The organism is Desulfallas thermosapovorans DSM 6562 (assembly GCF_008124625.1).
In the GTDB taxonomy this organism is placed as follows: Bacteria; Bacillota; Desulfotomaculia; order Desulfotomaculales; family Desulfallaceae; genus Sporotomaculum; species Sporotomaculum thermosapovorans.
Window position 1 is genome coordinate 17,309 of sequence record NZ_VNHM01000016.1, and the last position, 16,998, is coordinate 34,306.

The 16,998-nt window shown below is 46.9% G+C and carries 14 protein-coding genes; 9 read left to right on the forward strand and 5 right to left on the reverse strand.

From position 1 onward, the window contains the following. Positions 1-31: 31 nt before the first annotated feature. Positions 32-502 carry a hypothetical protein gene (locus tag LX24_RS12285; protein WP_166512452.1) on the forward strand — a complete coding sequence of 157 codons (471 nt, stop codon included), beginning with the start codon at positions 32-34 and terminating at the stop codon, positions 500-502. A 650-nt stretch (positions 503-1,152) separates the two neighbouring features. Here the strand turns inward: LX24_RS12285 and carB are convergent. Beyond that, positions 1,153-4,380 (reverse strand): carbamoyl-phosphate synthase large subunit, encoded by a 3,228-nt coding sequence (gene carB / locus LX24_RS12290; protein ID WP_166512453.1) that lies wholly within the window; start codon positions 4,378-4,380, stop codon positions 1,153-1,155. A 432-nt stretch (positions 4,381-4,812) separates the two neighbouring features. On the opposite strand from carB, the gene LX24_RS12295 reads away from it, so the two are divergent. Continuing rightward, positions 4,813-5,142: a hypothetical protein gene (locus tag LX24_RS12295; RefSeq protein WP_166512454.1), complete on the forward strand. Its 330-nt coding sequence runs from the start codon at positions 4,813-4,815 to the stop codon at positions 5,140-5,142. Then, the gene (locus LX24_RS12300) at positions 5,143-5,457 is read left to right on the forward strand and encodes a hypothetical protein (RefSeq protein ID WP_166512455.1); all 315 of its coding nucleotides are present in this window, start codon (positions 5,143-5,145) and stop codon (positions 5,455-5,457) included. A 108-nt stretch (positions 5,458-5,565) separates the two neighbouring features. Here the strand turns inward: LX24_RS12300 and LX24_RS12305 are convergent, their stop codons facing one another. The 3 genes from LX24_RS12305 to LX24_RS12315 form a co-directional block, all read right to left on the reverse strand. Beyond that, positions 5,566-7,038, reverse strand: a complete 1,473-nt coding sequence (locus tag LX24_RS12305; protein ID WP_166512456.1) for a 4-hydroxyphenylacetate 3-hydroxylase family protein — start codon at positions 7,036-7,038, stop codon at positions 5,566-5,568. 26 nt (positions 7,039-7,064) lie between these two features. Further along, the gene (locus tag LX24_RS12310; protein ID WP_166512457.1) at positions 7,065-7,673 is read right to left on the reverse strand and encodes a TetR/AcrR family transcriptional regulator; all 609 of its coding nucleotides are present in this window, start codon (positions 7,671-7,673) and stop codon (positions 7,065-7,067) included. A 300-nt stretch (positions 7,674-7,973) separates the two neighbouring features. Continuing rightward, on the reverse strand, positions 7,974-10,145 hold the full coding sequence (locus LX24_RS12315) for a copper amine oxidase N-terminal domain-containing protein (RefSeq protein ID WP_166512458.1): 2,172 nt from the start codon (positions 10,143-10,145) through the stop codon (positions 7,974-7,976). Positions 10,146-10,419: 274 nt separating this feature from the next. On the opposite strand from LX24_RS12315, the gene LX24_RS12320 reads away from it, so the two are divergent. The 3 genes from LX24_RS12320 to LX24_RS12330 all read left to right on the forward strand — a co-directional run bounded on the left by LX24_RS12320 (position 10,420) and on the right by LX24_RS12330 (position 14,123). After that, positions 10,420-11,115: a response regulator transcription factor gene (locus LX24_RS12320; RefSeq protein ID WP_166512488.1), complete on the forward strand. Its 696-nt coding sequence runs from the start codon at positions 10,420-10,422 to the stop codon at positions 11,113-11,115. Beyond that, the gene (locus LX24_RS12325; protein WP_166512459.1) at positions 11,090-13,045 is read left to right on the forward strand and encodes a sensor histidine kinase; all 1,956 of its coding nucleotides are present in this window, start codon (positions 11,090-11,092) and stop codon (positions 13,043-13,045) included. The genes LX24_RS12320 and LX24_RS12325 overlap by 26 nt, the downstream gene beginning before the upstream one ends. Positions 13,046-13,292: 247 nt before the next feature. Further along, positions 13,293-14,123 (forward strand): undecaprenyl-diphosphate phosphatase, encoded by an 831-nt coding sequence (locus LX24_RS12330; protein WP_166512460.1) that lies wholly within the window; start codon positions 13,293-13,295, stop codon positions 14,121-14,123. 104 nt (positions 14,124-14,227) lie between these two features. Here LX24_RS12330 and LX24_RS12335 read toward each other — a convergent pair whose 3' ends face one another. Further along, entirely contained in the window at positions 14,228-15,013 is a 786-nt protein-coding gene (locus LX24_RS12335) for a DUF169 domain-containing protein (protein ID WP_166512461.1), read from the reverse strand. A 194-nt stretch (positions 15,014-15,207) separates the two neighbouring features. Here LX24_RS12335 and LX24_RS12340 point away from each other — a divergent pair, with 194 nt between their 5' ends. The 3 genes from LX24_RS12340 (at position 15,208) to LX24_RS12350 (ending at position 16,996) form a co-directional block, all read left to right on the forward strand. Further along, positions 15,208-15,444: a hypothetical protein gene (locus LX24_RS12340; RefSeq protein ID WP_166512433.1), complete on the forward strand. Its 237-nt coding sequence runs from the start codon at positions 15,208-15,210 to the stop codon at positions 15,442-15,444. A 176-nt stretch (positions 15,445-15,620) separates the two neighbouring features. Further along, positions 15,621-16,769: a DUF2087 domain-containing protein gene (locus LX24_RS12345; protein ID WP_166512462.1), complete on the forward strand. Its 1,149-nt coding sequence runs from the start codon at positions 15,621-15,623 to the stop codon at positions 16,767-16,769. Positions 16,770-16,783: 14 nt separating this feature from the next. Next, entirely contained in the window at positions 16,784-16,996 is a 213-nt protein-coding gene (locus tag LX24_RS12350) for a hypothetical protein (RefSeq protein WP_166512463.1), read from the forward strand. Positions 16,997-16,998 lie beyond the last annotated feature (2 nt).

Below are 16,998 nucleotides of genomic sequence, written 5' to 3' on the forward strand. Positions count from 1 at the left end.
AGTAAGAGGTGCACAGGGCGTGGAAAATAAAATGCAGTTTAAAATCCCAACCCCCCGGGAAGAAAAGGAAAAGTTAATTCAGTGGTACGGCTGGATTACCATCATGATATTGTGTTTGACCCCCATTGTCTTTATTTTCTTACCATTATTGATGATGAATACCAGCAAAATAAACAATATGCTCAAAGAATCCCGCATTCCCGAAGAGGACAGCCTCACCGGCGTGGTGAAAAAAGCGGTCTGGGAAGTGGAAAACCAGTCAGGGGTTTTTGCCGTTGCAGGTGAATTGGAAGTGGAAAATGAGCAGGGGCAGCCGGTCTTGTGCAGCTTTAAAAAGTATGTGGGCAATAAAACCAAAGCGGTGCCTTATGTTGCTCCGGGGGATAAAATAGCAATTACCGGTAGATTCTCGGCTGGTGACAACAAATTTTTAATTAGAAACCTGCTTAAACAAGATAATGATTATATATATACCTCCGAACCGGTACTGTCGGTTTATTAAGGAAGCATGGATACGGTTCTCTTGCTTCTGATCATTTAGTTGTTTCACTTTAACGCTCTCCCCTTATACAACCATATGCGGGGGTGTTTTACGTTTTTTTCGGTTGCAAATAGTATATCCGTGCACTTTTATGGTGACTGCCGTTGACCTTTGTCGAATTGCCTACCGGATTTCCCGGCCGGGTATTAAGGGCTTTCCCGTGTCCGTGGGAAATGGTATTCGGCTCTGGACAAACTTCCAAGTTATTATTAATCCTTCCGGCAGGTTGCGGTTTTACAGCGCTCAGGTCAGCTCCGCAGTACGGGCATATCCAGTGACCATGATAAGAAGAGTAAGATTCCCCGCGGCAGAAAGTGCAAACCTTTTTATACAAAGGAACACCCCCCCAAAAAAAATCACCTGTATATTACATTTAAAAAATACCGCTTCCGTCTTTTTCCGTTGTCCCGGCCATACCAAAACAAAAACAATGCTTACTTTTAAAAAGCTTGTTACATTAAAGTATAAAGGTAATTATGCCGCCATACATCGTATACGGGTATGAATTTTGGTTTAAAAAGTTCACTGTAAAACTGCCTTTAATAAAAGGAGCACGTTGATTAACCTCAACGTGCTTCTCTTATTCTTATTATGCCCGGTGGTGGCCATAGCTACAGGATCTCGCTAATATCCCGGTGATACTCTTGCAAAGATTTCAAATTAACCCGGGCATTGTTTTCTTTGTATGCCTCGATACCCCTGGCACTGGCCAGGGCCGCAGCCATGGTGGTGATATAGGGTACTTTATATTTAATGGCCGTCTTACGGATGTATGAGTCGTCATGCTGGCTGCGTTTTCCGGACGGGGTGTTGATAACCAGGTGGATCTCTTTATTTTTAATGCCGTCCACTATATTGGGACGCCCCTGGAACAATTTCTTAATCTCTTCGGATGGAATTCCATTTTCCCTGAGGAAATTATGGGTTCCTTCCGTGGCCTTAATACGAAAGCCCATCCGGGTGAACACCCTGGCTGTTTCCAGGGCGGCCGGTTTATCCTGATCGGTGACGCTGATGAGCACCGTGCCGGATACGGGCAGGGGAGACTGGGTGGCCTCCTGGGCTTTATAGTAGGCCAGTTCGAAGGAGTCCGCAATGCCCAGCACTTCTCCGGTAGAGCGCATTTCCGGTCCCAGCAGCGGGTCAACTTCCTGGAACATGTTAAAGGGGAAGACCGCTTCCTTGACACCGAAGTGGGGAATTTTTTTGGCTTTCAGTGCCTTTACCGGGGATTCTTTACCCGTTTGTTCAGCCAGCATAATTTCCGTGGCTATACGGGCCATCCGGATGTTGCAAACCTTGGATACCAGGGGCACGGTTCGTGAGGCCCTGGGGTTGGCTTCCAAAACATAAACCTTATCACCGGCAATGGCGTACTGCATATTCATCAGGCCCACCACCTGCAGTTCCCGGGCAATCCTTTGGGTATATTCCACAATGGTGGCCACATGTTTGGCCGGGATACTGACCGGGGGGATTACGCAGGCCGAGTCTCCGGAGTGGATGCCGGCCAGCTCTATATGCTGCATTACCGTTGGTACAAAGGCTTGGGTACCGTCGGCAATGGCGTCCGCCTCTGCTTCAATGGCATCATTTAAAAACCTGTCAATGAGTATCGGTCTTTCCGGGGTAACCCCCACAGCCGCGGCCAGGTACTGGCGGAGCATATTTTCATCGTAAACAACTTCCATTCCGCGGCCGCCCAAAACATATGACGGGCGTACCATCAAAGGATAGCCGATCCGGTCCGCGATGGCCAGCGCTTCTTCCAGGTTTACCGCCATGCCGGACTCGGGCATGGGTATATCGAGTTTCTCCATGATCTGGCGGAACCGGTCGCGGTCCTCGGCCAGGTCTATGGTATCGGGGGAGGTGCCGAAGATCCTGACCCCGGCTTCAGCCAGTTCATTGGCAATATTTAAGGGGGTTTGACCTCCGAATTGTACGATTACCCCCAGGGGCTGTTCCTTTTCATATATACTCAACACATCTTCCACGGTCAGCGGTTCAAAATACAGCTTGTCCGATGTGTCATAGTCGGTGGATACTGTTTCGGGGTTGCAATTGACAATCACCGTTTCAAAGCCCATATCCCGCAGGGCAAAGGCAGCGTGTACACAGCAGTAGTCAAATTCAATACCCTGGCCAATGCGGTTGGGGCCTCCCCCCAGGATCATCACCTTGGGCCGGTCACTGGCGGTGGTTTGATCCGGGGCATTGTAGGTGGAGAAGTAATAAGCCGCGTTTTCCACGCCGCTGACCGGAATGGCTTCCCAGCCCTCCACCACTCCCAGTGCTGTTCTCCTCCGGCGGATTTCCTTTTCCGGCAGGTCCAGCAACATGGCTAAATAACGATCGGCAAACCCGTCTTTTTTGGCCCGGATCAGTAGTTCATCCGGCAGTTGTCCCTGTTTGTACTTTAGGATTTCTTCCTCCAGCAGCACAAGTTCCTGCATTTGCCGGATAAACCAGGGCTTGATATGTGTTAAACGGTGCAGTTGGTCAATGCTCGCGCCTTTGCGCAATGCCTCATACATGATAAACTGGCGCTCGCTGGTTGGTTCAGCCAGCATTTGCAACAGTTCTTCCAGGGGGCGCTGGTGGAAGTCCCTGGCAAAGCCCAATCCATAACGGCCTATTTCCAGGGAGCGGATGGCTTTTTGCAGAGCTTCTTTATAATTTTTGCCGATGCTCATCACTTCACCCACTGCGCGCATCTGAGTACCCAGTTTATCCTGGGAGCCGGGAAATTTTTCAAAGGCCCAGCGGGCAAACTTGACCACCACGTAATCGCCGGAAGGAGTGTATTTATCCAGGGTACCTTCCCGCCAGTAGGGAATTTCGTCCAGGGTGAGGCCGGCGGCCAGCATGGCCGAAATCAGGGCAATGGGGAAACCGGTGGCCTTGGAGGCCAGGGCAGATGAACGGGAGGTGCGGGGATTGATTTCGATAATTACCACCCGGCCGGTTTTAGGGTCATGGGCAAACTGTACATTGGTACCGCCGATGACCTCTATGGCTTCAACAATGGCATAGGCGTATTTTTGCAATCGCTGCTGGAGTTCGGGGCTAATGGTGAGCATGGGGGCAGTGCAGAAGGAATCACCGGTATGCACCCCCATGGGGTCAATATTTTCAATGAAACAAACGGTGAGCATTTGATTTTTGGCATCCCGGACAACTTCCAGCTCCAGCTCTTCCCAGCCAAGTACCGATTCCTCCACCAGTACCTGGCCGACCATACTGGCGGAAATTCCCCGGTTGGCCACGGTTCTTAGCTCTTCCACATTATAGACCAGCCCGCCACCGGTGCCCCCCATGGTGTAAGCAGGTCGAATAACCACCGGATAGCCAAGTTCCTGGGCAATTTTTTCGGCTTCCTCAACACTATAAGCCGGTTTGCTGCGGGGCATTTCGATACCCAGCCGGTTCATAGTTTCTTTAAAGGCAATGCGGTCCTCGCCGCGTTCAATGGCATCGATTTGTACACCGATTACTTTAACGTTGTATTGTTCCAAAACACCGGCTTTGTCCAGTTCGGAGCAAAGGTTTAAGGCCGATTGGCCGCCCAAATTGGGCAGCAGTGCATCGGGACGTTCCTTGGCTATTATGTTGGACAGGCTTTTCACATTTAGCGGTTCAATATAAATTACATCCGCGATTTCCGGGTCAGTCATGATGGTGGCCGGATTTGAATTGACCAAAACTATCTCGTAACCCAGTTTTCGCAGAGCTTTACAGGCTTGGGTGCCGGAATAATCAAATTCACAGGCTTGTCCAATTACGATGGGCCCGGAACCAATAATTAATATTTTGTTGATGTCGGTTCTTTTTGGCATATTTGTCCTCCTGCTGTAGAATATCTAATTGATTCTTGTTCCTGTTGGCAAGATGGTATATTAACGTTGGTCAATGTATTATTATATCAAAAAAATAAAATTTTGAGTTGTTGTTTCGTTGGAAGAGTAAAATTACTTTCTGCCAAAGTGCAAAGCCATTTAAAGTATTTGTTTGAAAAACAGGCCTTGGTGCCGGGTGTTGAAAGATTGAAACCTTTCAACACCTGCACCCACGCGAGCATCCCAAAAGCCGGCCAACCCGGTATCATTAAGAAAGTGGTTTCTGCGCGTGTTTTTTGCGTAGTTTATTAAAATTTGAAAAAGCAAAACTAATTTGAAAAAAGTAAATAATTTTCCAAAATTACCTGTACAAACGAGTGTTTGTGTGTTATGCTGCTAATAGAATTTAATAAGAGTTGGGATGTGTAGCATGTGTACAACATATTAATAAACATCTATAATTCAATTCATAATGTGGAGTCCAGATTAAACCATTTAGAATGCAAGTACCCCGATATTGTTAAAGAAGATGATGTAAATAAAGTGTATAAACTGCTGGCGGAACTCGGCGAGGAAACCAACGCCCTGGGCAATCTGATAAATGCCTTATTACAGCTCAGCCCGCCTACTTTGGAAATAATCAGCAACTTGTTAAATAATGAATTGGATAATAACAGTGAGGAAGTGACCAGGGATTTGTTGATGGTTAAGAAGATTGTGGACAAGCTATTAGTATTAAGAACAGAGAATAGGGAGATTTAAATGTATCGAACATCAAAAGAACATATACAATTAATCGTCCAGCGTATCAAAGAAGCTTTACGGGAGATGGATAAAAAGTACGGCTTTACGGATGGTTACTTTGATTTGATGCAGATTGAAATAGATGCGATAGCCGCTAATTTAGATACTCTAAGTATATTTTCTAAAATGAACATAGAGTCATTGACAAAATTGATAGACATTCTAAAGGAACATGTGAAAACAGAGAACAACCAGGTTATTAAAGAAGACTTGAATAATTTAATCAATGCTTTGGAAAAAGAGCTGGCCAAAAAAATAAAAGAATTGAACTGATGTTTTTTAAGTTTCATTAATGATATAAGAAAGCCTGCAACTACTATCGCATTGCAGTTGCAGGCTCTTTATGCTTTTCGTAGATAAAGGGTAGTTGTTCCCGGTGCTTTATTTTTTCCGCGGGCTCATACCGGCCAGGGCTCTGATGATGTCCTTTTTGGACTCTATGTCGTACTGGCTGGTGATGGCAATTTGCTCCATGATGGGGGAACCGCCGCCGTGGTATGCCCCGTAAGTTGATGTGCCCGCAGAGCTGGACAGATTATAATCAATGAAAGTGAGCCAAAACTTGATCTGGTCCTCAATGGGCATTTTGGGATTCCGGTTGAGGTATTTCTCCAGCAGTGGCCTGGTTTCAGGATTAATCAAATCCTTTTCAAAGGGGAAGGTTGCAGGCATACCACCGGCAATGGTGCAAAGAATTTCTTGCTCATGGAAAACTGCCTCACCGGTCAAACACCTGCCCACGTTGGCATAGATGGAGTGGGGTATGCAGTTACCCGGCCCGTAGGGCACATTACCCACGCCGGGCATGTACACCTCGGGTTTACCCAGGGCGGAGGCCGTGTATCCGGCCGCGTAACCCAGCTCACCGGTCATGATTAGTTCGGACAACATTCTGCGCACGTTCGGAGTTTTTTCAATGCCGTTTATTTCCGCAGCCAGGGCGGCCAGACCAATTACACAGTCCAGCATGGCGGGCTTGCACCCGGAATAGGAATGGCGGTGGAACAGGGCAAACAGTAGTGCCGCTATGCCGCCATGGAGAGTTTCCCCGCATAAAAATACCCGCTTCCAGGGGATAAAACAGTCGTCAAATATTACATAGGAGTCTGTGTAGCCTGTTTCAATCCCCCTCTGGTAATAGTCTCGTTTACGGTAATTGTGGAAGTGGACTACCTGCTTTACTCCTTCGTAGTCCGAAGGGACGGCAAAGCAAACGGCATAGGCTTCTTCACCTTTCTTTAAGGCCCGGTTGGGGACCACCAGTATTTCGTCGGAAATAGAGGCTTCCGAAATGTGAACTTTGGAGCCGCGCACAACGATGCCATCGCTGCGCTCTTCCACCACGTGCACATACATGTCGGGGTCGGTCTGCTCGGATGGCCGCTTCAGACGTTCGCCTTTAACATCGGTCTGGGCGCAGCTGGCCACCAGATCCTCCCTTTGGAAACGTTCCAACCACTTGAGCCAGTTGTCGTGGTAGGCGGTTTTAGCCCGGGGGGATTTTTGGGCTTCATAGGAAACCGCGTGAATGGCGTTGGCGGCATCGACGCCCATGCAACGCTGAATGCAATGCCCCACTTTGTTGCAAAGGTAACGGGTCATATCTTGTTTTTTGTGCAAATCCTCGGGGGTCTGGTGAATATGATTAAAACGGTTGATGGTCTCTCCGGTGAGGTGCGAGGTGGCCGTGCAAAGGTCTTTGCTTTCAGGATCCCAGGCTGCGTCAAAGGTGAAGCCCATGACGTTTATAGCGCCTTGTTGACGCTCATCCAACCGGTCAATTTTTTCCCCGTTGCAGTATAAATTGCGGTTCATTTTGCCCAACCTTTCAATGTACTGGGCTCTTGTTCTCATTTTATTCATTCTCCCTTCGTTTTTGTTTACGTGAGATTATGGTTTGTGCAATTTTGTGGACCGGCAGCCAGGCCTCCAATAAATAACTGCCAAATACTATCGGATATTTGTTGGGGGGTCAAGGGGCCTTTGGGATCCAGCCAGATATACGTCCAGTTGCATACCCCAAAAAATAACTTGGCCATTATGGAAAGTTCAATATCCTGCCTGAACTCCCCGCTTGTCACCCCCTGCCGGATAACTTCCTGAACGACACTCTCACACTGGTCGCGTTTGGCCTTGGTAATAAGGAAATAATGATCGTCGTTTTGCAAATTTTTATATTCCCGGAACAGGACTGCTATGTAAGGTTTATATTCAACCACCAGCTCAACCGATATATTAACCAGTTGCTTTAATTTCAAGGTTGGGCTGCTTTCAAAGTGATCCAAAACATTGTTATATTTATCCAGTAAGATGTCTATTATCACCTCATGGATTTCAAACAACAGTTCAATTTTATTGCTAAAATAATGAAATATCGCCCCTTTACTCACTCCCGCAAGCCGGCAGATGTCTTGTATGGAAGTAGCGTGGTAACCCTTTGTTCCAAATAGCTGTACTGCGGAATTCAATATTTGATTGCGAGTGTTCATAATATTCAATATTCTCCTTGCAAGCAAGTTACCGACCGGTCGGTATGTTAATTAATTATAGATTTTTCTATTCCTGGTGTCAAACTCAATTTTCGCATTTCACTAAATAATTAAATAAATCTAACCTAAAGTATATAAAACTATCTTCCCCGGCACCAAAGTTTGCATTTTGAACAGCCTCTTATCTCTTATATAGTCCAGCCGGGCAATGCGCCGGGAAGCGGCTGTTGGGATATGGAAACAATTTGGGAAAAAAAGCGCGCGGGCTTCATTTATCCTGCGCGCTTTCTTTGATTTGATTTAATCAGCGGGGTTGGCCCAGAATTCCTCCGGTATCAGGGCAATCACCAGCGGTGTATCGGAACCGCTGGGAGGGGTGTATAAAAACTCCGCTTTTTGGCCTGCTTGCAGTACACCCAGTACCGCAGCCTTTTTCAGCCCGGTGAAATGATTGGTTGCCGGGGCTTTATAAACATTGCCGTCGAAACCCTGAAAGGCTCCCTTGAATACACTGCCCCGCGGGTTTAGCAGAACGCCGGTTTTACCCGGGGAAGATATTGCAACCCGGTAAACCACACCGTAATTGCCGAAACTCTTAACCGTCTCCCCGGTCAGGGGATCTAATCCTTCCACCCAACTGTCAAAGCCCGGGTCCTCCTTGCCCAGGGTGATTTTTTCCATGTTTCCCTTATTCGCCCGGATGTTAACCAGGCAGTCCGCATCGGGGAAAACCCCCCTGATTTGCTGCGGGTGCCTGGGCAGGGCGGGCAGGGATAACAGGTAATCAATTTTTTCCCTGAGTATTTGCTCCGGAGTTTTAACCGGGACAGGCTTTTCGGCGGGCTCATCCGTGTCACCCGCATCCGGTGCCGGGTCTGGTTCACTGCCGGTGCCGGGCCCGGTTTCCAAGGCGGAATTGCCACCAGGTTTTGCAACGGCATCCGGAGCGGGCTCTGCGGAGGTCTCAGTGCTATTATTTGAATTGTTGACCTGGATGGTTACAACGGCATTATCCTCTTTTACCGCCGGTGTTTTCTTTTGATTGTCGCCAGTTGTGGTTGTTGAATCATCCTGTGTTCCGGTATGGGCAGGCGGTTGTTCCGTTTCATGTTCCTGGGCCGGCTCGGGCTCAGGTTCCGGCGCTTTTTCCGGTCCCATGACAACGCTGATGATAATGGTACCGTCGGCTTTGTAATCCTGCATCCCCGTGACTGCTTCACCTTTATTCAGGTGACGCAGGCCCTGGTTGAGGATGATCTTTTCTCCCGGCTTTATCGTGACACTGGAGGATGAACTAGACGACATATACCGCATGGCCACTGTTTGACCCAGGTTCATATAATCAGTGGTGGGGCCGCCCACCCCGGATTTCAGTGTTTTCAAGGTCACCGGCTCGGTACCGTTGTTCTCTGCTATAACATACAGGTATTGCCTTTCGGTGGAGCCGTTCAGGTGGTGGTAAAAAAACCTGAAGTCACCGGAGGCTTCACTTTGATACAGGATCCCGGGCCTGGTTACCACCTCCGGGCTGTTGCTCATATGCAAAACCGGCCCGGTGCGTTCAAATGTTGTATCATTATTGGCTCTTAGATGATTGAAATTAATATCCTCTATATTTTCGTATAATTCACCATAAACGGGGTGTGAAAATTTAAATTCCATTTCGCTGACCAGGATTTCATCCGATACAGTAAACCTTGTGGTGGAGGTTTCGCTCCACTTTCCCGCAGCATCTTGTATTCTTAAAGATAAAATGTACTGGCCGGGCTGAAAGAAAGCCCTCGGTTTGCCCGTCATGGTGCGGCCGTCGCCTGTAAATTGACAGCTCCATTCTTCGGCGACAATGTTCTCTCCCGGTTCATTTTCATAGGTGTACTGGTAGCTGGGAATTTCCCCGATTTTGAGCACGCCTTTCTGAAGCCCAAGGGAGGTTATCACCGGCGGTAGATTAACGGGTTCCGGCATTTCCTCGGTTTTAATAATGGTAATGGTTTTTTCCTCGGAGTTGTAGTGGATTTGCATATCCAGGTTTTCCGCTAAAAAGCGCAGAGGCACCAGGGTACGCCCCTCCTTGACAAAGGGGGGGCTGGTCAATTCCACCTCTTGATCATTAACCAAAGCCTGTCCCGTTTCCAGGGCCAGTTTAACCTTTACGTCGTCCCTGGCCAGTTCAATCTCTTTAGTGGTGGAATCCCATTGTACCGCTACACCAAGGACTTTTTCGGCAACGAAGCGGACAGGTAAAAATGTCGTTCCATCCACCACTTCGGGCGGAACCTCCAGCTGGTATGGCAAGTCATTCAGCAGTGCTTCATTGCTGCCCAAAGTCAATACCACCCTTTGGGTGATGGCCTTTTCCCCGGGGGGGGTTAATGTTTCCCCGTCACCCGCTGTGGTATTGGCCAGGCCCAGGGAGGGGGTCGCCAGTAAAGCTGCCAGGGATAAAGCGGTACAAAGTTTTTTCAGTCTCATGTTTGCCTCCGTTTTACGTATCTTCCATGATTTTTATTATTTATCTTTTATTAGACGTTTTTCCACAGCAAAAAGTTTCATGGGGGTGAGAGCCCGGGGGGTTCTCCGGCTACCAAAGGGAAGCAGGGTAACTATCCCCGTACCCGTGCTGATGCAAATCTTAAGAAAGTCTTAATATTTTTATCCGGTGTTTTGTAAAGTTAGCCTGCCAGAATTATCTTAAAGGCAGGTGATTTTGTGTAAGAGAATAAATCAATATAACGGGGTGATAGATGTGGAGAAATTAACAGTATTAGTGTGTGATGACGATACCGCCATAGTTGATGCCCTGGAAATATACCTGAGGCAAGAAAACTACGAGGTGGTAAAAGCGTATACCGGAACCCAGGCTTTAAAGGTTTTGTCGGAACAGAAAATACACCTGGTGCTGCTGGATATTATGATGCCGGAATTGGATGGCCTTTTAACAACCATAAAAATACGCGAGGAGTTAAACGTTCCCATTATCATATTATCCGCCAAATCAGAAGACACGGATAAGATTACCGGGCTGAATTTCGGTGCCGATGATTACGTGACTAAACCCTTTAACCCGCTGGAGCTGATGGCTAGGGTCAAGTCACAGATGCGCCGCTATACTATGCTGGGCAGCCTGGCCACCGATAGCGGTGTTTTAAAAACCGGCGGTTTGGAACTTGACCCTGAGGCCAGGGAATTGCGGGTAGATGGCGAGGAAATCAAGCTTACTGCCACCGAATTCGGTATAATGTTGTTTCTGATGCGGAACATGGGCCGGGTATTTTCCACGGAGCAAATATACGAGCATGTTTGGAATGAGCCTGCATATTCGGCGGAAAACACCGTTCCGGTACATATCAGGCGTATCAGGGAAAAGATTGAAATTAATCCCAGGGAACCGAAATATTTAAAGGTGGTATGGGGAATTGGATACAAAATTGAAAAGTATTAAATATTCCACAGGGGCCAAAGTGGCCGCCTTTGTTGTGGTGTGGCTTTGTGTAATGAGCGCTGTGGGCAGCGCTGTATTTTTACTGTATCACCAAGACATTGTGGAAAATAAAAGTTATTATGACACCTATGAATTTAAAAGCGAGTTCGGTAAACAAATTTATGATGTGGTTGAGTTTTATGTTAAATTAAAAAGCGAGGCCAATATTAGGTCCTCCGGAGAAGCCGAGGATATAATCAGGAACAATTTGAGCCGCTATTACGGCATTAAAAAGACACTGCCTGAAAAGATTAATTTTGTTTATTATTTACACAACAACCAGACCGGGGAAACGTTTACCAATGTAGAGTCGGAGGACCCGGTGGTCTTTATCAAAAAACAGTCCGCCGTGGCATATTATAACCAGTGGTCCTCCGACCATGATAACCCCGTGTATGGCGATATAAAGGAACTGCTCACCGGTACGGCCTATGAGGTTTACGCGGCGGTGGATACACCGCTGAAACCTGGTGACGTGTTTTATGATGGTTTTAATGAATTCATTAAAATAAAAACACGAACCAGTTATGTAATGGCATTGCTGGCAGCGTCGGTAATACTGGCGGTGGCAGCCTTAGCTTACCTGCTTGTCGTTACCGGGCGACGGGAAGGGACAGGGGAAATAGTCCTTTCTTCGATAGACAAGATTTACACCGATGTTCATTCCATGCTGGTGTTTATTGCCGCGGTAATCTCGGTGGCCATAGCGGGTACGTTGTCCCTCTCCATTAACAACCCGGTGGCAATATTTATCATCGCCCTGGTTTTTGGTATAGATGTCATAATCGGCCTATCCTATGTGTTATCTATGGTGAGGCAGTTGAAGAAGGGGCAGCTGCTGACCAATACGCTGGTTTATAAAATATATGAACAGTGCTTTAACGGCAAGCCCTTTAAAACATCGGCATTGCTTTTGCTCCTGGGGTACGGAGTGGTAAACGGTGTTTTATTTGCCATGACAGCCGGTTCCGCGGGAGGATTTTTTATCTTTGTCTTTTTTGTCATTCCCTTTAACATTGCCGCTGTTTATTTTGCAGCCAGAAGCCTTTCATCCCTGTCACAGATCATGGATGCCGCCAAAGAAATATCGGCGGGCAATTTGGAATATACATTGGATAACTCTAAAATTTCGGCTATCTTCTCCAGCTTTGCCCGGGATATTCAGAGCATCCAGGGAGGGTTGAAAAAAGCCGTTGCCGAGGCTGTTAAAGGGGAACGGATGAAAACCGACCTGATTGCCAACGTATCCCATGATTTAAAAACGCCTCTTACCTCGATTATTAATTATGTAGATTTACTAAAACAGGAGGATTTGAACAACGAAAAGGCCAATCAGTATATTAGTGTTTTGGAAGAAAAGTCCGCCCGGTTAAAACAGTTGATTGAAGATTTAATTGAGGCCAGCAAGGCCTCCAGCGGTAATATTGCCGTATGCACGGAAAAGGTCGATTTGCATGAACTGGTTATGCAGGGGTGTGGTGAATATGAGGAAAAGTTAAATAAGGCGGAACTGGATGTGCATATCAGCGCAGATGACAAGGTATTAATAGCGGCGGACGGAAAACATATGTGGCGAATAGTTGAAAACCTGTTGTCCAATGTAGTAAAGTATTCATTGCCCCGCACCAGAGTCTACATTAATGTTGCAAAAAATGATGGCTGTGGCGTATTGATAATAAAAAACATATCTGCCGCTCCCCTGGATATCCCGCCTGAGCAACTAACCGAACGTTTTGTGCGGGGGGATGAATCCAGAACAACGGAAGGTTCAGGTCTGGGTCTTTCCATTGCCCAAGGCTTGACCAGTATACAGGGGGGCAGGTTTAATATAGAAATTGACGGTGATTTGTTTAAGGTAATTGTGGAAATGCCCCTGTGGCAGGGGCAATAGGGTATTGGGCGGCAAGGGGCGGTTCCCTTGCTTCCCTGTTGCACCTGACTAACTTGGCGCCCTAAAGGACTGGTATTTCTAACATTACAAAAGACGTAATCTAAGAACTACTGGCGTAATTCTCCCGCCTTTATAGGCGGGAGAATTACGCCAACCAAGTCATGCATTTGCAGTTCTAAAATTCAGATGGAGTAAAATAATTTCCATCTGAATTAAGAACTTGCTTTAATGGGAGGTAAAGGATTAAATGGATTTATGGGCTTTATTTGTGGCACTAATTCTAGGAATGGTTGAAGGCTTGACCGAGTTTGCGCCGATTTCGTCAACCGGTCACATGATTATCGTAGATGATGTATTGCTCCACTCAAAGGAACTATTTTCAGCCCCAACCGCCAATAGCTTTAAAGTGGTTATCCAGCTGGGTTCCATTTTGGCGGTGGTTGTTGTATTTAAAGCCCGGTTTTTGGATTTGTTGGGTATTAGGAAAAACCTCCCTGTAAATAGAGGATACACTAAAAGACTGAGTTTGACGCATATTATTATCGGTCTGATTCCCGCTGCCGTGCTGGGGTTCTTGTTTGAGGATTATATTGATGAACACTTGTTTACTGTGCAAACGGTTATTATCGGACTGGTATTAGGGGCATTTCTCATGATGATGGCGGACTGGTATCGCGCCAGAGGACCGAGGATCGAATCCGTGGACCAGATGAGCTATGCGCAAGCCCTGGGCATGGGATTATTTCAATGCATAGGATTATGGCCGGGTTTTTCCCGCTCCGGTTCCACCATATCGGGGGGGGTCCTTTTGGGTTTGAGTCACCGTGCCGCAGCTGATTTTACCTTTATCATGGCTGTGCCGGTAATGCTGGGGGCAAGCGGATTATCCCTCATTAAAAACTGGCAATATTTTACCATGGACGCCCTGCCCTTTTTTATTGTTGGCTTTGTAAGCGCCTTCGTATTTGCCCTGCTCTGCATCCGGTTCTTTTTAAAATTAATTAACCGCATTAAATTAGTCCCCTTTGCGGTTTACCGCATATTTCTGGCCGCTCTAATCTGGGTCGTTTACTTGTAGAAAACAAAGGGAAGCCAGGGGACGGTTCCCTTGCTTCCCTTTGGACCTTGAGAGCGCGGGGACGGTTCTTTTAATTACTTCCCTTGCTTCTCCCTTGGACGGTTTTATTTGGGCCTGTTCCGTTGTAAAACCTTCTGCCACACGTCCCTGTCCAGGAAGCTGCCCTCCACATTGGATTCCATTTCCAGGAACATTTTGTAAGGTACGGTAAATGACAGTATGTCTTTCTCAAATTGTTTGCGCACAGATATATCGGTTAATCCGATGACGGCCCGGGGGTTGTCCGACTCGCCCTCGTGGTAGGGAATGAGGCATGTCTGGTGGCAGCCCGCCCCAAACTGTACGGTTACATTGTCGTTGGTTTCCCGGGCATAATTGGCCAGCACAACCAGTGCCGAAAGCTGGTCCGGGTTAACCAAAAAAATAATGTTTTTGGGCTCTTCCTCTTCGGTTACCTGGTCCAGTGGTTTAAAAACAACATATTTCTCCGGAATGTCCCGCATGGGCAGGGAATCAATGAATTTGCGGGCCAGTTCCGGTGACTTGATATATCCTTCACCATGTTCAAGGGCGGGTATATTTCTGACGATATTCTTGCCCATTTCGGTATTGCAGAACTCCTTGTTGCCGGTGGAAAGAAAACTTTCAATACCTCCGGGGAAGTGTTCGTACTGGTTGCCAAATCCCAGTCCGACTCCGCCTCCCAAGCAGCCGAAGGTTTTCCGGTCAAACACCACTGTTTTGCCCTTCGCTGCGCCGTTAAGCATGGCTGCAACGCAACCCCATCCCTTTTCCTTGAACTGAAGCGCCCCTTCCGGTTTTTCGTTGGTATGCAGTACGGCTATCGGGTAGTACTTCAATTCTATTGCTTTGGCGATTTTGCTCTGCATAATTACCCTCCTTACTTATTTATAGCTTAATCATACTATTAAAAAAAATCTTTTTAAAGAAGATGGAGTAGTTAATTTTATGCCATTAATTGACGCGGTTATAGCTTTAAATTTACGCAAAACTAACAAGGCGGGTTTTTAATATGTTTTGCCCTTTAATAGACTCAATAAATTTTATGCGAGGTGAATAAAAGATGGTTTATGCAAAGCCCGGCAAACAAAAACAATTTGATACCATCAGCTACCACCTTTCGCCCCGTGAATTGGAGGAACTACAAAGAAAATATGGTCGCCCGGGGGAGATAGCACCGGGCCGGCCGGCGCCCAAAAAGCGCAAGGGTTTGGATGCCCGTTTGTCGGAAATGGATCGCAAGGAAAAAAACCTTATCGATATTATGGATGATGATTACGGGGAGCCAATAGTGCATTAGAGTTAAAGTTTTAAATTCACAAAGGAAACCAAGATCGATTAAGCCAGCACTTCGGCAGCCGGAAGTGCTGGCTTTTTTGCTTGCGGCCGGTGTTGACCGGGCTCCGTCTTGACTAAATATAGACAATAATATAATATGTTTGTATAATAGCAATCTCATTGAGGATGTGTTTATAAGTGAATGTTTCAGATTTGTGCTGGAGTGCTTCTATTGAAGAGTTGAAAAAAGGATACATTGAATTAAGGGATGACTATGCATGCCTGCTTTGTGGTCAAAAAATTGAAAAGGGGGTCATCTATCCCTGGGAAGGTGTTCTTTATGAAGCCGAACGGTTTATGTATGTGCACATTGAAAATGAACACCGGTCGGTATTTGAGTATTTGGTTCAGCTGGATAAACGGTTTACAGGTCTTACGGAACATCAGAAAAATCTTCTGCAGCTTTTCTACCGGGGCAAAAGTGATGGGGAGGTACAAAGGGAACTGGGCATTGGCAGTGCTTCCACCATCCGGAATCACCGTTTCGCGTTAAAGGAGAAGGAACGCCAGGCAAAAATATTTCTGGTGCTGATGGAACTCCTGAAGGAAAAAACCAAGCGCGCGCCTGGTTTTTTACCGCCACATAGCACGGGTTCAAAAATGGCTGGCCGTTATAATATCCCCCTGGATGACAGGGAGCAAATACTTAATAAGTATTTCCCTGCGGGTGTGGACGGCCCGTTAAAAACTTTAAAAATGAAAGAGAAAAGTAGACTTGTGGTATTGAGGGAAATTGCCAAAAGGTTTGAAGCTGGAAAAATATATACGGAAAAGGATGTTAATGAAATACTGGAAACTGTCCATGATGATTTTGTTACTTTGCGAAGGTACTTAATTGAGTATGGATTCATGGATCGAGAGCCCGACGGCAGCCGGTACTGGCTGAAAGGGGAGGCTAGTGAAATGGGGGAAAAAGATATGGACCGCAAAAAAGAATTGAAACTGCAATATAAGGAAATGAAAACCGAGGGCGGGGTTTACCAGATTAGAAACACCAGGAATCAAAAAGTGTTTGTGACTGCGACCCCCAATTTAAAAACCATTAACGGAAGGCGTTTTATGTTGAGGGAGGGCAGCCATAATAACCGGCAGTTGCAAGAGGAATGGAACCGGTATGGTGAAGATGCCTTTGTATTTGAGGTGCTGGAGGTATTGGAGGAAAAAGAGGACGGTTATTTCGACAAAGCGGAGGAGTTGGAAAAGCTGGAAGAAAAATGGATAGAAAAGCTGCAGCCCTTTGGCGAGCGCGGTTATAACCAACCGCAAAAAGCCAGGGCTAAACAATAAATGAAGCTGCTGTTTTGGAGCCGGTGAAAAAACCGGGCGGCTGGTGGTGCGGCACGGGGCTACCCGAACCGGCGGCTTTAGCGGTGAAATCCGCCGCCCTGGTGGCGGAAAGGGCTTTCGATGCACTGAAAGCGCTGGTAAAGCGGGAGAACCGCCACAGTGCTTCCCTGTGCTTCTGGGATAAAAGCGTTACATTCTCTTGCCGGTGTAATATAATTAAAGTTTAATA